Annotated in this window: 12 protein-coding genes; 7 read left to right on the top strand and 5 right to left on the bottom strand. The window is 71.8% G+C overall.

Annotated elements, in window-relative coordinates:
* Positions 1-50: 50 nt before the first annotated feature.
* Genes P5P86_RS05670 through P5P86_RS05690 form a run of 5 tightly spaced genes read right to left on the bottom strand, consistent with a single transcriptional unit; the run spans position 51 to position 8,920 of the window.
* Entirely contained in the window at positions 51-2,159 is a 2,109-nt protein-coding gene (locus P5P86_RS05670) for an alginate lyase family protein (RefSeq protein WP_280610325.1), read from the bottom strand.
* Entirely contained in the window at positions 2,156-4,330 is a 2,175-nt protein-coding gene (locus P5P86_RS05675; protein ID WP_280610326.1) for a bi-domain-containing oxidoreductase, read from the bottom strand. Before P5P86_RS05675 ends, P5P86_RS05670 begins: the two co-directional genes overlap by 4 nt.
* Entirely contained in the window at positions 4,327-6,237 is a 1,911-nt protein-coding gene (asnB, locus tag P5P86_RS05680) for an asparagine synthase (glutamine-hydrolyzing) (protein ID WP_280610327.1), read from the bottom strand. Before asnB ends, P5P86_RS05675 begins: the two co-directional genes overlap by 4 nt.
* Positions 6,237-7,592, bottom strand: coding sequence for a glycosyltransferase family 4 protein (locus tag P5P86_RS05685; RefSeq protein WP_280610328.1), 1,356 nt, complete (start codon positions 7,590-7,592; stop codon positions 6,237-6,239). Before P5P86_RS05685 ends, asnB begins: the two co-directional genes overlap by 1 nt.
* Complete coding sequence (locus tag P5P86_RS05690) at positions 7,589-8,920, bottom strand: nucleotide sugar dehydrogenase (RefSeq protein ID WP_280610329.1); 1,332 nt, start codon at positions 8,918-8,920, stop codon at positions 7,589-7,591. Before P5P86_RS05690 ends, P5P86_RS05685 begins: the two co-directional genes overlap by 4 nt.
* Before the next feature lie 160 nt (positions 8,921-9,080).
* Here P5P86_RS05690 and P5P86_RS05695 point away from each other — a divergent pair, with 160 nt between their 5' ends.
* The 7 genes from P5P86_RS05695 (at position 9,081) to P5P86_RS05725 (ending at position 18,334) form a co-directional block, all read left to right on the top strand.
* Positions 9,081-9,734, top strand: coding sequence for a sortase domain-containing protein (locus tag P5P86_RS05695; RefSeq protein WP_280610330.1), 654 nt, complete (start codon positions 9,081-9,083; stop codon positions 9,732-9,734).
* A 114-nt stretch (positions 9,735-9,848) separates the two neighbouring features.
* The gene (locus P5P86_RS05700; protein ID WP_280610331.1) at positions 9,849-10,661 is read left to right on the top strand and encodes a 3'(2'),5'-bisphosphate nucleotidase CysQ; all 813 of its coding nucleotides are present in this window, start codon (positions 9,849-9,851) and stop codon (positions 10,659-10,661) included.
* The gene (locus tag P5P86_RS05705) at positions 10,658-11,470 is read left to right on the top strand and encodes a siderophore-interacting protein (RefSeq protein WP_280610332.1); all 813 of its coding nucleotides are present in this window, start codon (positions 10,658-10,660) and stop codon (positions 11,468-11,470) included. Before P5P86_RS05700 ends, P5P86_RS05705 begins: the two co-directional genes overlap by 4 nt.
* A 334-nt stretch (positions 11,471-11,804) precedes the next feature.
* Entirely contained in the window at positions 11,805-12,818 is a 1,014-nt protein-coding gene (pstC, locus tag P5P86_RS05710; protein ID WP_280610333.1) for a phosphate ABC transporter permease subunit PstC, read from the top strand.
* Positions 12,815-14,029, top strand: a complete 1,215-nt coding sequence (pstA, locus tag P5P86_RS05715) for a phosphate ABC transporter permease PstA (RefSeq protein ID WP_280610334.1) — start codon at positions 12,815-12,817, stop codon at positions 14,027-14,029. The genes pstC and pstA overlap by 4 nt, the downstream gene beginning before the upstream one ends.
* Positions 14,022-15,701 (top strand): substrate-binding domain-containing protein, encoded by a 1,680-nt coding sequence (locus tag P5P86_RS05720; protein ID WP_280610335.1) that lies wholly within the window; start codon positions 14,022-14,024, stop codon positions 15,699-15,701. Before pstA ends, P5P86_RS05720 begins: the two co-directional genes overlap by 8 nt.
* The gene (locus tag P5P86_RS05725) at positions 15,698-18,334 is read left to right on the top strand and encodes a hypothetical protein (RefSeq protein ID WP_280610336.1); all 2,637 of its coding nucleotides are present in this window, start codon (positions 15,698-15,700) and stop codon (positions 18,332-18,334) included. Before P5P86_RS05720 ends, P5P86_RS05725 begins: the two co-directional genes overlap by 4 nt.
* The last annotated feature ends 52 nt before the right edge of the window (positions 18,335-18,386 follow it).

Here is an 18,386-nt window from a genome sequence, read left to right on the forward strand (position 1 = left end):
CCGGGTTGGTCCGGTTGGTCTCGGTGGGTCTCAGTTGGTCTCGGTGGGTCTCAGTTGGTCTCGGTGGTCCGTGGGATCGGACGGGGAGCGATCTGCGGTCGCGCGACGGGCCCCTCCGCCACGGGGCGGGTGCCGTGGAAGTGCAGGCTGGAGCACAGCTCCACGTTGCCGCCGGGTGCCGGCGCGAGCGTGCCCTCGCCGAGCAGGGTGGTGGCCGTCACCCGCTCACCGAAGCGGGGCGAGTACCAACCCAGGATCGGGTCCGTCTCGCCGGTGTGGCTGGTCCAGGTCAGGCCCGTGGGGAGCGTGAACGTCGCCGTCCGCAGCCGTCCGTCACGGCCGGCCCAGCTCAGCCGGGCCACGGCACCCTCGAGCCGGGCGCTGACGGCCGGACCGAGGTGGAAGGCCATCCGGATCGGGCGGCGGCAGCGCTCGGCCGCCGTCAGCACGTCGACGATGGCCAGCCGGCGTGCCTTGACGTCGAGGGAGACCACCCGGTCGTGACGTACGCCGAGACGCTCGTAGCCGTCGTGGTGGCCCACCCAGGTCTGGGACTCCCCGCCGATGCCGACCGCGTCGATGGCAGCCGTGGCACTACGGGTCCAGAGGAACGGACCGCCGGAGACCGACTGGTCGAGGCCGTCCAGCTCGATGGTGTTGTGGCCCAACGTCGAGCGGAAGTAGCGTCGCCACGGCGCGGAGCCGTGGTAGCAGTAGGTGCCGGGATCGGCCAGGATGTCGACGCCGTCGTGGCGCACCTCCACCGACAGCGCGTCGGCATGGGCGTGTGCGGCGATGCCCGGCAGGCCGTGCGGGCCGGCGTCGCAGCGGCACCAGATCTCCTCCGGTGCGTCCGGGTCGGTGAGCAGTGCGGCCGGGGCGGATCCGGCGCTGCGCAGCACCGTCATCCCGGCGTCGAGGAAGCTCTGCGGCCGGGCGTCCGCGCGGTCCGCGGCGGTCCGGCGGCCGGGCGCCATCGCGGCGAGCAGGACCGCACCGACGCTCGGCACGGGCGGCTCCCACCAGGCGGTGGCACCGGTCAGCGCCGCTCCCGCCGCCAGCAGCTGGGCCCAGGAGCTGCCCAGCTCGGGGTCGTCGAGCAGCAGCCCGCGGCCCTCGTCGCCGTCGCCCTGCCGAGGCGGTCGGCCGGTCACGTCCGCGACGGCCGCCGCGGCGTCGACACAGCCGGCCAGCAGCCGCCAGGTCTCCTCCGGCAGCGGCACGCCGGAGGCGTCCGCCTCGACCGCCGCCACCAGGCCCAGCTCGGTCACGAAGCGGTGGTAGTCCGAAGCCTGCTCGCGGTTGAGCCCGCTGTCGAAGGTGTTCTCGATCAGCGTGCGCCGGAGCATGTCGGCCGCGTAGCCCCGCCACCCCGCGCTCTGGGGGAACCAGGGGAAGGCGCACGAGGCCACGAGCAGGCCGGCCGCCTCGGCGACGGCGTGGTTGTTGGACGATGTGCCGCGGCTGGGGAAGGCCGCCAGGTAGCGCTGGTGCCACCACAGCTGGCCGGCACCCTCGGCGTACAGGGCCTCGACGCCGGGCCAGTCGGCCAGCAGCCGCCTGATCCAGGTCCAGCTGATCAGCCGGATGCCCAGCTCGATCCCACTGGTCCAGTGCACGCCGCGCATCGGCTCGTTGGCAGCCCACCACGAGCGCAGGCCGGCGGCTGTGCAGGCGGCGTAGATCTCCTCGCCGGTGAGCCAGTACGCCGCGGCGAGCACCGTCAGGTGGTGGTGCCGGGAGAGCTCCCAGACCTGCTTGACGTTGCCGGTGGCCTGCTCGTCGCGGTGGTCGATCCGGGGTGCCCGGCGCCTGTCGGGGGCGCGCACGCCGGTGATCGGGTCCAGGAACCAGTCCGGATCGCAGACGTCGGCCCGCTCGACGCCGAGGACGACCCAGCGGCCCGACAGGACCCGGTCGGCCGCGGCGATCAGTGCGGCGGCGGCCATGGGGTCGACCGCCTCGCGGGTGCCGGCCGGCAGCGCTGCGGGTCCCGGCCGATCGGCGAGCGTACGCCGCGGCATGCCCAGCGGCGATGCGCCGACCCGGCCCCATGCGGCCTGGCGGCACCGGTCGCCGACCCGGGCGGCGATCTCCTCGCCGGACATCTGCCGCAGCCGGCGGACCTTCCAGCCCAGCGTGGCCGCCCCGCCGCTCACAGGAGCACCTGCTCGCGGGTCGAGAGGCTGGTGGCGACGGCGATCGTGGCGCGGGTGGTGGCCACCAGCGACTCCAGCGGGATGGGCATCGGCGCGTCGTCGCGGACGGCGGCGGCGAAGGCCGCCAGCTCGGCGCGCTGGCCCTTGTCCTGGCCCAGCCGGGAGCGTCGCGCGACCTTGCCACGAGGCGTCCACAGGGTGGTGCCGGCGAAGTTGTCGAGTCGGGCGTTGCGGCCGGCCCCGGAGACGTCGAGCAGCTCCTTGGGCGCTCGCGGCGTGCCGCCGGTGGTGTAGGCGAGCGAGGCGAGCGAGCCGTCGGCGTAGGTGATGGTCGCCTGCACGTCCTGGTCGTGCCCGACCGCGTGCACCCGGGTCGGCAGGGCGCCGGTCCACAGGGCGAGGACGTCGAGGAAGTGGCCGCCCTCGCCGACGAACCGGCTGCCCTCCCTGCCCGCGTCGCGGTACCAGCTGTCGGCCGCCAGCGGACCGGCGTTGACCAGGTAGCGCAGCGAGAGCGGACCGTGCTCGCCGAAGCGCTCGCGCAGCTCGACCATGAGCGGCGCGAACCGTCGGTTGAAGCCGACCATCAGCCGGTCGTTCCCGGTGCGGGCGACGGTGGCCACGATCTCCTCGAGCTGGTGCTCGTCGAGGGCGAGGGGCTTCTCCACGAAGACCGCCTTGCCGGCCTCCAGCGCGCGGCAGACGAGCCGGGCGTGGGAGTGGTGCCGGGTGGCGATGAGGACGGCGTCCAAGCTCTCGTCGGCGAGCACCTCCTCGGCCTCGGTGACGGCCCGCTCGAAGCCGAACCTCTCCCGAGCGCTCGCCGCTGTCAGCGACCGGGTGGTCGCGACCGTGCCGAGCGCGACCGCCGGGTCGGCGGCCAGGTGGGGCAGGAGCATGGAGCCGGCGTAGGCGCCGGCGCCGATGACACCGAGCCGGACCGGCCCTCCCGGACGGCCAGCGTGTGGGGGACGCCGTACGGGTGGGCCGGCCGGGACCGTGGGAGCGGCCGTCTCGGGGCGCGCCGCCGGCAGTGTCTCGGTGGCCGGGGCGACCGGTGCGGTCGCCGGCGGGTAGGAGAAGAGGTGGCCCACGCCGGTCAGCTCGCCGGTGCGTAGTGCCTCATAGACCTCGGCCGCACCGGAGATCGGGTGGATGCCGTCGACCAGCGGGGTGAGATCGAGCGACTCGGCGGCGATCAGGTCCAGGAAGCACTCGATGTTGCGACGCTCTGTCCAGCGCACGTAGCCGGCCGGGTAGTCGATCCCGTCGAGCTCGTAGCGGTCGTCGTAGCGACCGGGGCCGTAGGAGCGGGAGAACCGGACCTCCAGCTCCTTCTCGTAGCACTCGTTCCAGGGCAGGTCGAGGCGGGTCTTGCCGACATCGACGAGCCGGCCGCGGTCGCGGGCGAGGTCGACGGCCAGCCGCAGCGGGTCGTTGCTGTGGCCACCGGCGGCCAGGAAGATCACGTCGGCGCCGTGTGGGCCGGCGATGCCCGCGGCCTCGTCCGGTCCAGCGGTGGCACGTGCCCCTGCTTTCTCGGCCAGTCGGCACCGCTCGGGCACCGGGTCGACTCCCAGGACGCGTACGCCGGAGGCCACCAGCAGCCGCACCATCAGCTGCCCGACCAGCCCGAGGCCGATCACGCACGCCGTCTCGCCGAGCGCCATCTCGCCGCGCCGGACACCCTGCATCGCGATCGCCCCGACGGTGGCGAAGGCCGCGTGCTCGGGAGCCACACCGTGCGGAACCGCCACGGCCAGGTTGACCGGCACCCAGTTGACCTCGGCGTGCAGCGCGAACTCGTTGCCGGCGCACGCCACCACGTCGCCGACGGCGAACTCCTCGGCGCCCTCGCCGACCGCCACCACGACGCCGGCCAGCGAGTAGCCCAGCGGTGTCCAGCGGTCGAGCTGCCCCATCACCTTGCGGTACGCCGCGGTCGGGCCCTGTTGTGCTGCCGAGGTCAGCACCTTGCGGACCTGGTCGGGGCGCGCCTTGGCCTTGCCGACCAGCGAGAGACGCGCCTCGCCGACCTTCATCAGCTCGGTGCCGGTGGAGATCAGGGAGTGCACGGAGCGGACCAGGATGCCGCCGGGGCGGCAGGACGGCTCGGGCACCTCGAGGACGGCGAGGTCCCCGGACTTGTAGTTCTGTGCGACCTGCTTCATGCCGCCACCCCCTGGGATCGGACCTCACGCAGCCACAGCTCGAGCGTCAGCAGCTGCCACACCTGGAGCGCCAGGTCGCGACGACCGGCGCGTTGATCGTCGATGAGCCGCTGCAGCGGCTCGCGGCGCAAGAACCCGCCGGTGACGAGCTCGCCACGCAGCAGGGTGTCGTCGACCAGCTCGCGCAGGTCCTCGACCAGCCAGGAGCGGATCGGTGCGCCGAAGGAGGACTTGGGCCGGTCGATGATCTCGTCAGGCAGCCACGCCCGGGCGGCGTCCTTGAGAGCCGCCTTCTGCTCGCGGCCGCGGATCTTCTGCGTGCCGGCGAGCCCGAACGCGGCGGCGAAGACGTCCACGTCGGCGAACGGCACCCGCACCTCCACCGAGGCGGCCATCGAGGCCCGGTCGGTGTAGGCCAGGTTGAGCCCGGGCAGGAACATCCGCGCATCGGCCAGGCACATCCGGTTGACCCGGTCGAGGTCGGCGGGCGCGTCGGCGTACGTCTCCAGGTGGTCGCGTACGGCGCCCTCGACGTGGCCGGTCAGCTCCGGCGCGAGCAGCCCCGCGAGCTCGTCGGTGTCGTAGAGGCTGTAGGAGCGGCGGAAGGCCTGCTCCTCGCCGAGGTCGGCGAAGTCCAGGAAGCGGCGCGCCCAGCGCACCGTGCGCAGGCCGTGGCCACCGACGGCGACGGGCAGCGCGCCGACGACGCCCCGCGTGGCACCACGGACCGGGGCCGGGACGCGCTGGTAGCGGGCGGCGAGCAGGCAGGCCAGGTGCTTGCGGTAGCCGCCGAAGAGCTCGTCGGCACCGGTGCCCGACAGCAGCACCTTGATCCCGGCCTCGCGGGCGGCCCGGCACATCAGGAACGTGTTGATCGCGGCGGGGTCGCCGATCGGCTCGTCCAGGGTGGCGACCATCCGCGGCAGCAGGTCGGCGACGTCGGGACGCAGCTCGATCTCGTGCAGCCTGATGCCGAGCCGGTCGGCCAGCCGGCGCGCGTATCGGGCGTCGTCGGGCATCGCCTCCATCCGCTTGTCCTGCTCGCGGAAGGCGATCGTCCAGGCAGCCATCTGCGGCTCGTCGCGGTGGGCGAGGGCCGTGACGATCGAGGAGTCGAGACCACCGGAGAGCAGCGTCGCGACGGGGACGTCGGAGATCAGGTGGGCGTGCACCGCCTCCTCCAGCACGGCGCGCAGGTCGGGTCCGGTGGTGTGGCGGGCCGCCTCGGCGACGGCGACCGGGTCCCAGGAGGTCCCGCTCTCCCGGCGGCCGTCGGGGTGGTGCGTCTCCCAGGTGCCCGGGCGGAGCTGGCGGACGCCGGCGATGGCGCTGTCCTGCGCGGGCAGCCAGCGGAACAGCGCCGCGGCGACCATGCCGGCCTCGTTCACCCGCAGCTCGTCGCCGACGACCCCCAGCAACGCCTTGAGCTCGGAGCTGAAGAGCAGTCCCTCCCCGCGCGCCATCACGTAGAGCGGCTTGATGCCGAGGGGGTCGCGGGCCAGGCTCAGCGTCCCGCTGTCCTGATCGTGGATCGCCAGCGCGAACATCCCGCGGAAGCGGGTCAGGGCCGCCGGGCCCCACCACCGCCACGCCTCCAGGACGACCTCGGTGTCGGAGGAGGTGGCGAAGACGACGCCGTGACCCTCCAGCTCGGCGCGCAGCTCGCGGAAGTTGTACAGCTCACCGTTGTAGACCAGCGTCAGGCCGCCTCGGCGCAGCGGCTGATCGGCGGCGGCCGTCGGGTCGATGATGGCCAACCGGCGGTGCCCGAGGACCACCGAGCTCGTCGGGGTGACGTGCTCGGCCAGCGCGCCGGCGTCGGGTCCGCGGTGGGCCAACCGCTCGGTCATGGCAGCGACCAGCTCCTTGCCGTCGTGCTGCCCGAAGGCGCCCGCGATGCCACACATCACACGGCCTCGCGCCGGTGGCTGGCGTCGTCGAGGGCGGCTGCCTCGCTGGGCCGGCCGGTGGACGGAACGGTGGGCTGGCCGATCGACTGGCCGATCGGTGGCGCCGTCGGCTCCACGCTGCGGGGCAGCGGCACCTCCACCCGACCGGTCAGCTCGTCGTAGACGGCGAGGTACGCCGGGGCCTGGTGGGCCCAGGCCAGCCGCTCCTCGATCCGCTCGCGGCCGATCCGGCCCATCCACGCGCACCGGCCCGGGTCCTCGAGCAGCGCGAGGAGCGCCTCGGCGTACGCGACGACCGGGTCCTCGGCGCGCGGGTCGGCGTAGGTGGCGGCGTCCCCGGCGGAGACCCGGGTCTCGACCAGGTCGAAGGCGACCACGGGCAGCCCGAAGGCCATGTACTCCATCGTCTTGTTCATCGTGGAGACGTCGTTGAGCGGGTTCAGCGGGTCGGGGGAGAGCCCGACGTCGGCGGTGGAGAGGACGGCCATCAGCTCCTCGTCGCTGACCCGGCCGGGCATCTCGACGTGTTCGGCCAGCCCGCGCCGGTCGCGATCGGCGACGAGGTCGGCCCAGCAGTCGCCGGCACCCATCACGGTGAAGGCGAGGTCGTCGCGGCCGAGATCGTTGACGATGTGGTCGGCCACGGCGAGCACGATGTCGACGCCGTCCTGCGGCCCCATCACGCCGATGTACGCCGCCAGGTGGGTGTGGCCGCGCTTGAGCGAGCGCTTCGGGGCACCGGCGCGCAGCCGAGCCGGGTCCGGGCCGGTGCGCACCACGGTGATCCGGTCCAGCGCGACATCCCCGCGCTGGTGGGCGACGGCGGCGTAGGACTCGTTGGTCGAGACCACCCGGTCGGCGGTGCGGAAGGTCGCTCGCTCCAGTGCCTTGAGGCCGCGCAACGGCAGCGCCGGTCCGGTCGGGAAGCGCGACTCGTAGAGCTCGGGGCACAGGTCGTGGTGGTCGAAGACGAAGCGGGTCCGGTCGCGCCAGCGGTACCAGCGGGCGATGGGCCAGAAGATGTCGGGCGGGTTGCACGCCTGCAGCACCGCGAACCGGCCCCCCTGGCGTCGTGCCGTCGAGACCAGCCAGGCGGTGGCGAGGAAGGACCAGACGTACTCGATGAGGTAGCCGAGCGCTCCGCCGCCGGGGGCGTAGGGCCGGTAGGCCCGGATCGTCACGCCGTCGACCTGCTGGAACCGGCCGGTGCCGTGGCCCTGCGGGCAGACGACGGTGACGTCGTAGCCGGCGTCGCGCAGGGTGGTGGCCTCCAGCCACACCCGGCGGTCGAAGGGGACCGGCAGGTTCTGCACGATGATCAACACGCGGTGGGAGGACGACGGGCTGTTCACCACCCCACCCCCTGGTAGCCGGGGAGGGCCTCGACCTCGGGACCGAGGGTGCCCTGCAGGTCGAGGATCACCGGGGGCCTGGTTGCCAGGAGCGCCTGCCCCGCGCTCGGCCCGGCGTCTCCCACCAAGGCGACCTCCGCGCCGGCGAGCGCACCGACCGCGTCGCGCGCGAGCAGGCAGTTGAGATGGGGCAGACGCTCCTGGACGTAGGTGAGGTTCGCGCCGGTCAGGCGTCGGGTGTTGAGCACGGGGTCGTAGATCCTGACCGCGAAGCCCTTGCCGAGCAGGCGCTCGGCCAGGTCCACGCTCGGGCTCTCCCGCAGGTCGTCGGTGTTGGCCTTGAAGCTCAGTCCGAGCAGGGCCACCCGCCGCGCCCCGGTGGCGATGACCCGCCCCACGACGTCGCGCACGACCAGCTCGTTGGTCTGCGTGGTGCCGGCGAGCAGGGGCGCGTCGACCCCGATCTGGCGGGCGAGGTGCTGCAGTGCCCGTAGGTCCTTGGGCAGGCAGCTGCCGCCGTACGCGAAGCCCGGACGCAGGTACGTCGGCGCGATGTTCAGCTTCTCGTCGGCGCAGAAGACCTCCATCACCTCCCGGGCGTCGACGCCGTAGCCCCGGAAGATCCGGGCCAGCTCGTTGGCGAAGGAGACCTTGGTGGCGTGGAAGGCGTTGCAGGCGTACTTGAGCGCCTCCGCCGTCTCGACGTTGACGTGATGGAAGCCCTCGGCACCGATGGTGCGGCGCAGGAAGCCGAACAGGTCCACCAGTGCCTGCCGGGTGCGGTCCTCCTTGGTCCCGGTGACCAGGAAGGGCGGGGTGTAGAAGTCGGCGACGGCGCTGCCCTCGCGCAGGAACTCGGGGCACATCGCTGTGCCGACCGACCAGCCGTCCGGCAGGTCGGCGAAGACCGGGTCGACGTGGGCGGCACCGGTGCCCGGCGGCACCGTGCTACGGATCACCACGCTGTGGTGGCCGCCTTCGGGCGGCGTGGCGACGTCCATCGCGGCGCGGAGCTGGTCCAGCGCGCGGTCGATGAACGCCAGCTGGGTCTCGCCGTGGCCGGTGCTCGGCGTACCGACGCAGATCAGGGAGACGTCGGCGCGCTCCAGGGCGAGCTCGACCGAGGAGGTCGCGGAGAGCAGGTGGGACTCGACACCGGCGCGGACCAGGTCGTCGAGTCCGGGCTCGGCGACCGGGCTGCGCCCGGTGGAGACGTGCGTGACCTTGATCGGGTCGGGATCGACGCCGACAACTTCGTGGCCCACGGCGGCCAGTCCGGCAGCGGTGACGCTGCCGACGTAGCCGAGTCCGAAGACGGCGACCTTCATGAGGACCTCCCAGCAGATGCGGTGTGATGTGAGGAACCTCGCCCGCAGCGGACACGCCGGTCCGGCACGGTTGCGTCCTTTCCCCTCAATTGGGGACCGTGGAACAGTGCGCCGACTTCTCCCCGTTCTCGCCCCTTTCCTGGTCATCGGAAGCGCCCTGGTGGCGCTCGTCCCCGTGTCCGCCGCGGCCGCCGCGAGCGGCCATCTCGCGAGCTCTCGCACGGGTGCCGAGGCGGGGCATCCGGGGTGGTGGCCGTCGGCCGCCAAGACCGTCGCCATCGCCAGCGACGGGACGCCCGAGGACGCCCGGCTGACCATCCCGCGGATCGGCATCCACCACCTGCGGGTGGTCGCCTACCGGGGGAGGACCGACGACGCCCCGGGGACGCGGATCCAGAACCGCGGCATCGCCGCCAGCCCGTACGGCAGCGGCGGAGCGGTCGGGCCGGGCGGGATCGGCAACTACGAGATCACCGCCCACCGCACCGCCCACGGCGGCGTCTTCCGGCGGACGCCCTCGCTCCCGAAGGGCGCCCACCTGTACGTCGACGCCGGCGGCTGGCGCTACGTCTACCGGGTGGTGCGCACCCGCTGGGTCGACTTCCGCTCCGCGAAGTCCCTCAAGCGTCAGCGCGCCGCCGTCCCGGGCAGCCCCGGCGCCACCGCGCACCGCGGCTGGCTCACGCTGTCGACCTGTGCGACCCCCGAGGACCGCGCCGCGGGCAACTTCTGGACCGACCGGCTCGGCAACCCGCAGCACCGGATCGACAAGATCGCGGTATTGGTGCGGCGGGAGCCGCACCCCGCCGGCTGAGACGTCGGCTCGCGCCGCGTGTCCGATCGTGCGCCTGCACGATCGGACACGGGCGATCCGGGCGTCGGACGCCTCGCGCGAGCGGCTTCCGGGCCGCCACTAGGGTTGCCTGCCATGAGCTCCTTCACCGCCCCGCCGACGGCCGAGGTCCTGGCCGACGACCACCTCCTCGCGGCCTGGCTGGCCGATGCCGCCGGGAAGCGGCTGCTCGAGGTCCGGACCGAGGGGCTGGAGGGGAAGGCGCTCAAGGACGCCGGCGACCGGGCCGCGCACGACCTGCTCGTGCAGCTGCTGGCCGCCTACCGTCCCGATGATGCGGTCCTCTCCGAGGAGGGCAAGGACGACAAGGCGCGCCTGCAGGCGGACCGGGTGTGGATCGTCGACCCCCTCGACGGCACCCGGGAGTTCTCCGAGCCGCCGCGTGCGGACTGGGCGGTGCACGTGGCCCTGTGGACCCGTACCGGTCCCGACGCCGGGGATCTCAGCGCGGGGGCGGTCGCGCAGCCGGCGCTGGCCGGCGCCGTCGAGCCGAGCACCTTCCACACCGGCGCCGCGCCGCAGGTGCCGCCGCGGACCAGCGACAGGATCCGGATCGCGGTGAGCCGCAGCCGGCCGCCGGCCTTCGTCGAGGCGCTCGCCGCCGAGCTGGACGCCGAGCTCGTGCCGATGGGCTCCGCCGGGGTGAAGATGATCTCGGTCGTGCGAGACCTGACCGATGCCTACGTGCACGCCGGCGGCCAGTACGAGTGGGACTCGGCCGCGCCGGTCGCGGTGGCCCGGGCCGCGGGGCTGTTCACGAGCCGGGTCGACGGCTCGCCGCTGCGGTACAACCAGGACGACGTCTACCTGCCGGACGTGATCGTGTGCCGCCCGGAGCTGGCCGATCGGATCCTGGCGTTCATCGAGAAGAACGGAACCGGCGCATGAGCCAGCGCAGTCCCGAGGGTGGTGGCGCCCGCGGCGCCCGCGGCGCCCGCGGCGGCCGCCCCGACCGGCCGCAGACGGTGCTGGTCGTCACCGGCCGTGAGCAGCTGACCCCCGGCATGGTCCGGGTCCGCTTCGAGGCAGCTGACAAGGAGGTGTTCGCGGCCGGCTTCGGCCCGAGCGCCTACACCGACCGCTACGTCAAGATGAGCTTCCCGCAGCCCGACGGCAGCGACATCGTGCGCACCTACACCGCGCTCGAGCCGGACGTCGAGGGCGGCACCGTGGCGATCGACTTCGTGGTGCACGGCACCGAGGGCATCGCCGGCCCATGGGCGGCCGCGGTCGAGCCCGGACAGCGGATCGCCGTCCGCGGCCCGGGTGGCGCCTACAGCCCTGACCCGACCGCCGATTGGCACCTGCTGGCCTGCGACGAGTCGGGCCTGCCGGCGGTGCGCGCCGCGCTGGCGGCGCTGCCCGCCGAGGCCCAGGGGTACGCCGTGGTGCACGTGCCCGACGCCGCGCACCGGCAGGAGCTCACGGCGCCGGCCGGCGTGCAGGTCAGCTGGGTGACCTCGACCGAGCCGGGAGCGCTGGTCGACGCCGTACGTGCGCTGCCGTGGCGCGCCGGGCGGGTGCACGCGTTCGTGCACGGCGAGGCCGAGGCCGTCATGCACGGCATCCGCCCCTACCTGGTCAAGGAGCGGGCTCTGCCGCGCGCCGATCTGAGCATCTCCGGCTACTGGCGCCGCGGTCGCACCGAGGAGGGCTTCCGGGCCTGGAAGCAGGAGCTCGCCGCCGCCGAGGGCTGAGCGGGGCCGCCGAAGTCGAGCAGCGGCCGCGCCCGACGGCGCCCCGCCACCGTTCTCGGCCGTCGCCAGCATCACGCCTGCGGTCGCCCTCGCCGGGCGGTGGAGCGGGGACCTGAGCCCGTCCTCCGGCAGGTCCCAGCCCGGCGTGCACGGGAGAACCATGCGAGGTGGTCCGTCCGGACTAGGCCCACCCCGCTTCGACGACGGTCGACGCCAAGATGAAGCGCCGCGTTCACCGTCGGTTCACTGTCCCCGCCCAATCGGTTCGCGTCGCTTCCTGACACTTTTTCGGTCCAGAACCGCCATCTCGGGCGACACGCGAAGAAAGTCCACGGTGACGAGCCTCCCTCTGAACGACGCGACCGGTGCGGTCGTCGTCGACCAACCCCGAAAGTTGAGACAGACCCGGGAGACGCCGGACAAGATCTTCCGCGGTGTCACGACCGGGAGCGGCGTCATCGTCCTCGCGATCATGACGTTCGTCGGTCTCTTCCTGGCGATCAGGGCGACTCAGGCACTCAAGAAGGCCGGCTTCTCCTTCCTGACCACCCAGTCGTGGGACACCAACAACTTCAACTTCGGCATCGCCGCTGTCCTGACCGGGACCATCCTCATCGCCCTGGTCGCGATCTGCGTGGCGGTGCCGTTGTCGACCGCCACGGCGCTCTACATCACCGAGTACGCGCCGGCCCGGATGCGCAAGGTCTTCATCTCGGTGATCGACCTGATGGCGGCTATCCCCTCGGTCGTCTACGGCCTGTGGGGGTTCTTCTTCCTCCAGGCCAAGGTCGCGCCGGTGTCCGCCTGGATCGCGCAACACTTCGGCTGGATCCCGATCTTCTCGGTGAAGGGCGTCAACTCGGACACGCCGATCTCGTCGTACACGCTCTTCACCTCCTCGACGCTCATCGCGGGACTCGTCGTGGGCATGATGATCACCCCCGTCGTCACCTCGATCATGCGCGAGGTCTTCTCCCAGGTGCCTGTCGGCGAGCGCGAGGGCGCGTTGGGCCTCGGCGCGACCAAGTGGGGTGTGATCAAGTCCGTCGTGTTGCCGTTCGGCAAGGGGGGCATGATCGGTGGCACCATGCTCGGGCTCGGCCGTGCGCTCGGCGAGACGATCGCCGTCTACATGATCATCTCCCCGGTCTTCACCATCCAGCCGCACATCCTGCAGAGTGGCGCGATCTCGGTGTCGTCCCTGATCGCGCTTCAGTTCCAGGAGGCCAACCACTTCGGTCTCTCCGCTCTGATGGCGGCGGGGCTGGCGCTGTTCCTGATGACCCTCGTCATCAACTTCTGCGCATCGTCCGTCGTTGCGCGCTCACGCTCGGGGGCAAGCAGTTGACCCAGACCGCACTCCGGCCGACCGCTCCCGCGTCGGCGACGGAGGTCGTCGACGCGGCCGCGGTGGCACCGGTCGCAGAGAAGCGGCGCCAGACCTCGGGCGTGCGCATCGGTGACCTGCTGACCCTGGTCGGCGCCCTCATCGGATCGCTGGCGCTGACGTCGTTCCTGGCCACCCAGCTGGTGCCGATCCACGGCTTCCTGGCGTTCTTCGTGGTCGCCTACGCCGTCTTCGTGGGGATCTACTCGCTCCTGGTCTGGCTCGACGAGCCGGGGCCGGTCGTCTTGGACAGGGTGGTGGCCATCCTGGTCCAGTCGGGTGCGTTCCTGCTCGTCATCGCGCTCGCCTCGGTCCTGATCTACACCGTCATCAAGGGTGCGAGCGCGGTGTGGCACCCGAACTTCTACACCCAGGACCTGACCGTGACAGGGTCGAAGGACCCGCTCACCACCGGTGGGGTGATGCACGCGATCGTCGGAACGCTCACCCAGATCAGCATCGCTCTCCTGGTCACGATCCCGCTGGGGGTCACGACAGCGCTGTTCCTCTCCGAGGTGCCGGGACCGTTCTCCCGGTTCGTGCGCACGATCGTGGAGGCGATGACGGCGCTCCCCTCGATCGTGGCCGGCCTGTTCATCCTCGCGACCCTGATCCTGATGCTCGGCTTCGACAAGTCGGGTCTGGCCGCCGGCCTGGCCATCACCGTGATGATGCTGCCGATCATGATCCGGGCCGCGGACGTCGTCTTCCGGCTCGTCCCGGGCACGCTCAAGGAGGCGAGCCTCGGCCTGGGTGCCAGCCAGTTCAAGACGGTGATGAACGTCGTGCTGCCGACCTCCCGGTCCGGTCTGATGACGGCGATCATCCTGGCCACCGCCCGCGGCATCGGTGAGACGTCGCCGGTCCTGCTGACCGCCGGGTACACGGCGTCGCTGAACAAGAACCCCTTCAGCGGGCCGATGGTCTCGCTGCCGCTCGTCGTCTTCCAGCTGGTGAAGTCGCCCGAGCCGACGATGGTCGCCCGCGGGTTCGGCACCGCCGTCGTCCTCATGGTGCTCGTCCTGATCCTCTTCGTCCTCGCTCGCGTCGTAGGCGCGCAGGACGTCGCGAAGAAGGCAGCCCGCAAGAAGCGCCGCGCGGCCCTGCGGGCCCGGCTCTCCTCCCTCCACCTCTCGATCCCCGGTCGTCACAGGAGCACTCCCGATGCTTAACCGTCCCCTCGCCGCCCTGTTGACGTTGGCGCTGACGGCCCTCGGCGTCATCGGTCTCGGCGTCTCGCCGTCGCACGCCGACAGCTACACGCCGATCACCGGTGAGGGCTCGTCCTGGGCGGCCAACGCCATCGACGACTGGCGGGCCCGCAACGCCAACTCCTACAAGGTGAACTTCGCCGCGACCGGTTCGGTGGCGGGTCTGACCGGCTACGCCAACGGCAGCGACGACTTCGCCGCCAGCGACATCCCGTTCGGGGTGAAGAACACCAGCCCTGACGTACCCGGTCGTGCGTTCGCCTACCTGCCGGACGTCGCCGGCGGAACCGCTCTGATGTACAACCTGACCGTCGGGGGCAAGCGGTTCACCAACCTCAAGCTGTCGGGCGAGAGCATCGCCGGCATCTTCGAGGGCACGATCAAGATGTGGAACGACCCCAAGATCGCCGCCGACAACCCCGGCGTCGCCCTGCCGCCGCTGAAGATCACTCCCGTCGTGCGCTCGGACGGCTCCGGCTCGACCGCCCAGTTCTCGTTGTGGATGAAGGACCAGTATCCGAGCATCTGGACCTGCGGTGAGATCTCGTTCTTCACCCAGTGCAACAAGTACGACCCGACCGTGCACCAGGCCAAGTCCGGTGACAACGGCGTGGCCGGCTTCGTCGCCCAGGCCGGCAACGCCGGCTCGATCGGCTACGTCGAGTACTCCTACGCCCTGCAGAGCGGCTACCCGGTCGCGAAGGTGCTGAACAAGGCCGGCTACTACGTCCTTCCGACGGCATCCAACGTCGCCGTCGCACTGCTGAAGGCGAAGATCAACACCAACGCCTCGGACCCGACGAACTACCTGACCCAGCAGCTCGACGACGTGTACGTCGACACCGATCCGCGGACCTACCCGATCTCGTCCTACTCCTACTTCGTCATCCCGACGCGGCTCCAGAACGGCTTCACCACCGACAAGGGCAAGACCCTCAGCACGTTCTCCTACTACGCGTTGTGTCAGGGCCAGCAACAGGCGCCGACCTTGGGGTACTCGCCGCTGCCGATCAACCTGGTCCAGGCCGGCCTGCAGCAGATCGCGAAGATCCCCGGTGCGCAGGTCCAGAACGTCAACATCAAGAACTGCAACAACCCGACGTTCTCGGCCAACGGCACCAACACCCTGGCGAAGAACGCGCTCTACCCCGACCTGTGCGACAAGAGGGGGGCCGCCGCCACCTGCGTCTACGGCACGCCGTCCAACGGCAAGACGTCTTCCAGCACCGCCGGGCAGACCGACCAGAACGCGGTCGGCGCCAAGTCGTCGGGTGGCGGTGCCGGCACCGGCACCAGCACCACCCCGGTCGCCGGCGGGAACGCCGGCACGGGAGGCGGCGGCACCGCGGCCACCGGCACCGGCGTCGCGGCCACGTCCGGGGCGACCGGTGGGACCACCGGCGCGGGCGCGGCGACGGGCGGCGGGCAGACCACCCTGACGAATCCCGACGGCAAGACCGTCTGCGACCCTGACACCGGTCAGTGCACGCAGCTGTCGGCCACGCCGCTGCAGCTGGCGGCCAGCCACTCCTCGATCGCCAAGTGGGCGGTATGGCTCATGATCGCAGCCCTGGGTCTGCTGATCTTCGGCCCCGCCATCACCGTGCTCTCCACGCGGCGGTCGCGGCGATGACGCGTAAGCCCTGGTTCCTGCGCGGCCGGCTGCGCTACGTCGCGGCCGCCGCCCTCGTGCTCGATCTCGGTGTGGGCGTCTTCTCGGCAGCCATGGCCGTCCAGACCGGGCACCCGACCGTGCGGGCCGCGGTGAGCACGACGGCGAGCACCAAGACGATCAAGTGGACCGACGACCGCAGCAGCTACGACAGCGGCTACGTCGACGACTCGCACTTGGATCCGGACGATCCCAACCAGGCGCAGTTCAAGGACCTGCAGATCACCGTCTCGCAGACGTCCAGTCTGACCGACCAGGGGATCCAGATCACCTGGAGCGGCGGAAAGCCGACCCTGGGCAGCGGTGCGGGTTCGAACTTCCTCCAGGTGATGCAGTGCTGGGCCGGGCCGGGCTCCGCCGGTCCCTCGCCCGAGCAGTGCCAGTGGGGGACGCCGACCTCCGCCGTCGCCGCGCAGACGGGCACGGCGACCGCGTACCGCGACCTCCTCAGCGGTGACGAGGCCGACCCGAAGCAGGATCTCGGAGCGGCCTACACCCACGCCCAGTTCGGCCGGCCCGAGTCCAACCTCGTGCCGTTCTGGTCGATCACCGACCCCGGCAAGAAGCAGCTCGGTTGGACCAACGACAGCAACAATCTGCCGCCGTACGGCTCGGCGCAGTCCAACGAGGTGACCTACGCCCGGACGGCCGCCGACGGCACCGGCCAGAGCATCTTCTCCCTGCAGAGCGCGCTGTCCGCGCCGTACCTCGGTTGCGGCGATCCCACCTACACGAGCAAGGGCTACAGCTGCTACCTCGTGGTGGTACCTCGCGGCGAGTACGACCCGAACGGTGAGAAGGCGAACGACCGCGACCCCAACAACACCCCGGGTCTGGGCCAGAACCCGACGTACGTCGCCGGCTCGCCGCTGAGCGCCTCCGCGTGGCAGGACCGGATCCAGGTCAAGCTCTCCTTCACCTCGACGGCCGCGGGCTGCCCCAGCAGCGGTGAGGAGGTACAGACGGCCGGCTCGGAACTGATCTCGAGCGCGTTCTCGTCCTGGCAGTCCACGCTGTGCGCGAGCGGTGCGAAGTTCGGCTTCTCCCAGATCGGCGACAGCGAGGCCCGCGGCGCCGTGCTGTCCGGCGGCAGCGGGTCGCCCAACATGGACTTCGTCTACGGGCCGGTCGACGCGGATGCGGCCTCGGGCAAGGACCTGGTCTACAGCCCGGTCGTCGACTCCTCGATCGTGGTCAGCTACCTGATCGACAAGAACTACGACACCTCGGATTCGGACAACACCGATCTGGGGTCCAACGGCACCCTCGTCGACAACCTACGGCTCACGCCGTTGCTGGTCGCGAAACTCCTCACCCAGTCGTACCGGAACGACACCCCGGGCGACGGCACCGGCAAGGGTGCCACCGTCCCGTCGACCAACCCGTCCAGCCTGACCACCGACCCGGAGTTCATCGACCTCAACCCGGAGTTCAAGTACTTCAACGCCTCCGCCAAGCCGGACGGCCTGATCGTGCCGTTCGGTGACTCCGATGCCGCCGCGGCGGTGTGGGCCTGGCTGCGCGCGGACCCGGCGGCACACCGCTTCCTCAGCGGCCGGCCGGACCACTGGGGCACGGTGATCAACTCGGCGTACAAGAGCCTCGATCTGGCCAACGACACGACGATGTCGTCCTTCCCGAAGGCCGACCAGTCGACGTACCAGACCGGTGGTGCGCCGGCGCCGGGCTTCGGCACGATCGACATGCGACCGTTCTCCGCCGACTTCGCCGACGGGGCCTACCGCACCGTCACGGCCACGAGCGGGAACAAGTCGCTCTGGGATGACACGAAGGTCCCGCCGCAGTACGTCTCGGCCGGCGCGCAGGTCCCGGGCAGCCGCTTCGAGCTTGCGATCACGACGTCGCAGGCCGCCGCGCTCGACGGCGCACCGGTCGCGTCGTTCGTGGACAGCTACGACGTGGCCGCCGACGATCCAGGGGTGGGGCCGACCGTCGCCGCGATGCAGAAGACGGTCGTGGGCGCGAGCAAGGCCACGTCGATCGCAGGAGTGTCCTCGATCGATGCCGGCGAGGTGCCCGAGGACGGCTATCCCCTGACGCTGCCCACCTACGCCGTGATCAACGTCTGCGGCGCCAGCAGGTCGGACCTCACGGCGTACGCGAAGTTCCTGTCCTACGCCGCGGGCGCGGGGCAGGTGCTCGGGACCCAGCGTGGTCAGCTTCCCCTGGGGTACGCGCCACTCAGTTCCTCGGACCAGAAACTTGCTTCCGCCGCAGCGGCTCGGCTCGCGTCGAAGGACGCTCAGGCCGACTGCCCCGGCTCCTCGAGCACCGGGGGAGACACGCCGACGTCGAGCACGTCGAGCAGTGCGCACCCGAGCTCGCAGCCCTCGGTAGCGCCGACGTCCGCCGCGTCGGTGGTCCCGCCCGGAGACGCGCCGTCCGCCGGCACGCCCGGCACGGGTTCCGCCACGGCATCCGGAGGAACGGTGACACAGGCCCAGGGCGCGCTGACGGCCGCCGCCTCGGTGACCCCCGCCGCTCGCTACGCGGTGCTGGCAGCGATGTGCTTCGCGCTCCCATGCCTGATCGGCGGCCCGACACTTCTGGCCTCGACCCGGCGCAAGCGCTGATGCCATCGGACGTTCACGCGCAGTTCACCACGGGCACCCCGATCCATCCCTG

The sequence above is a fragment of the Nocardioides sp. BP30 genome, assembly GCF_029873215.1.
Classification (GTDB): Bacteria; Actinomycetota; Actinomycetes; order Propionibacteriales; family Nocardioidaceae; genus Nocardioides.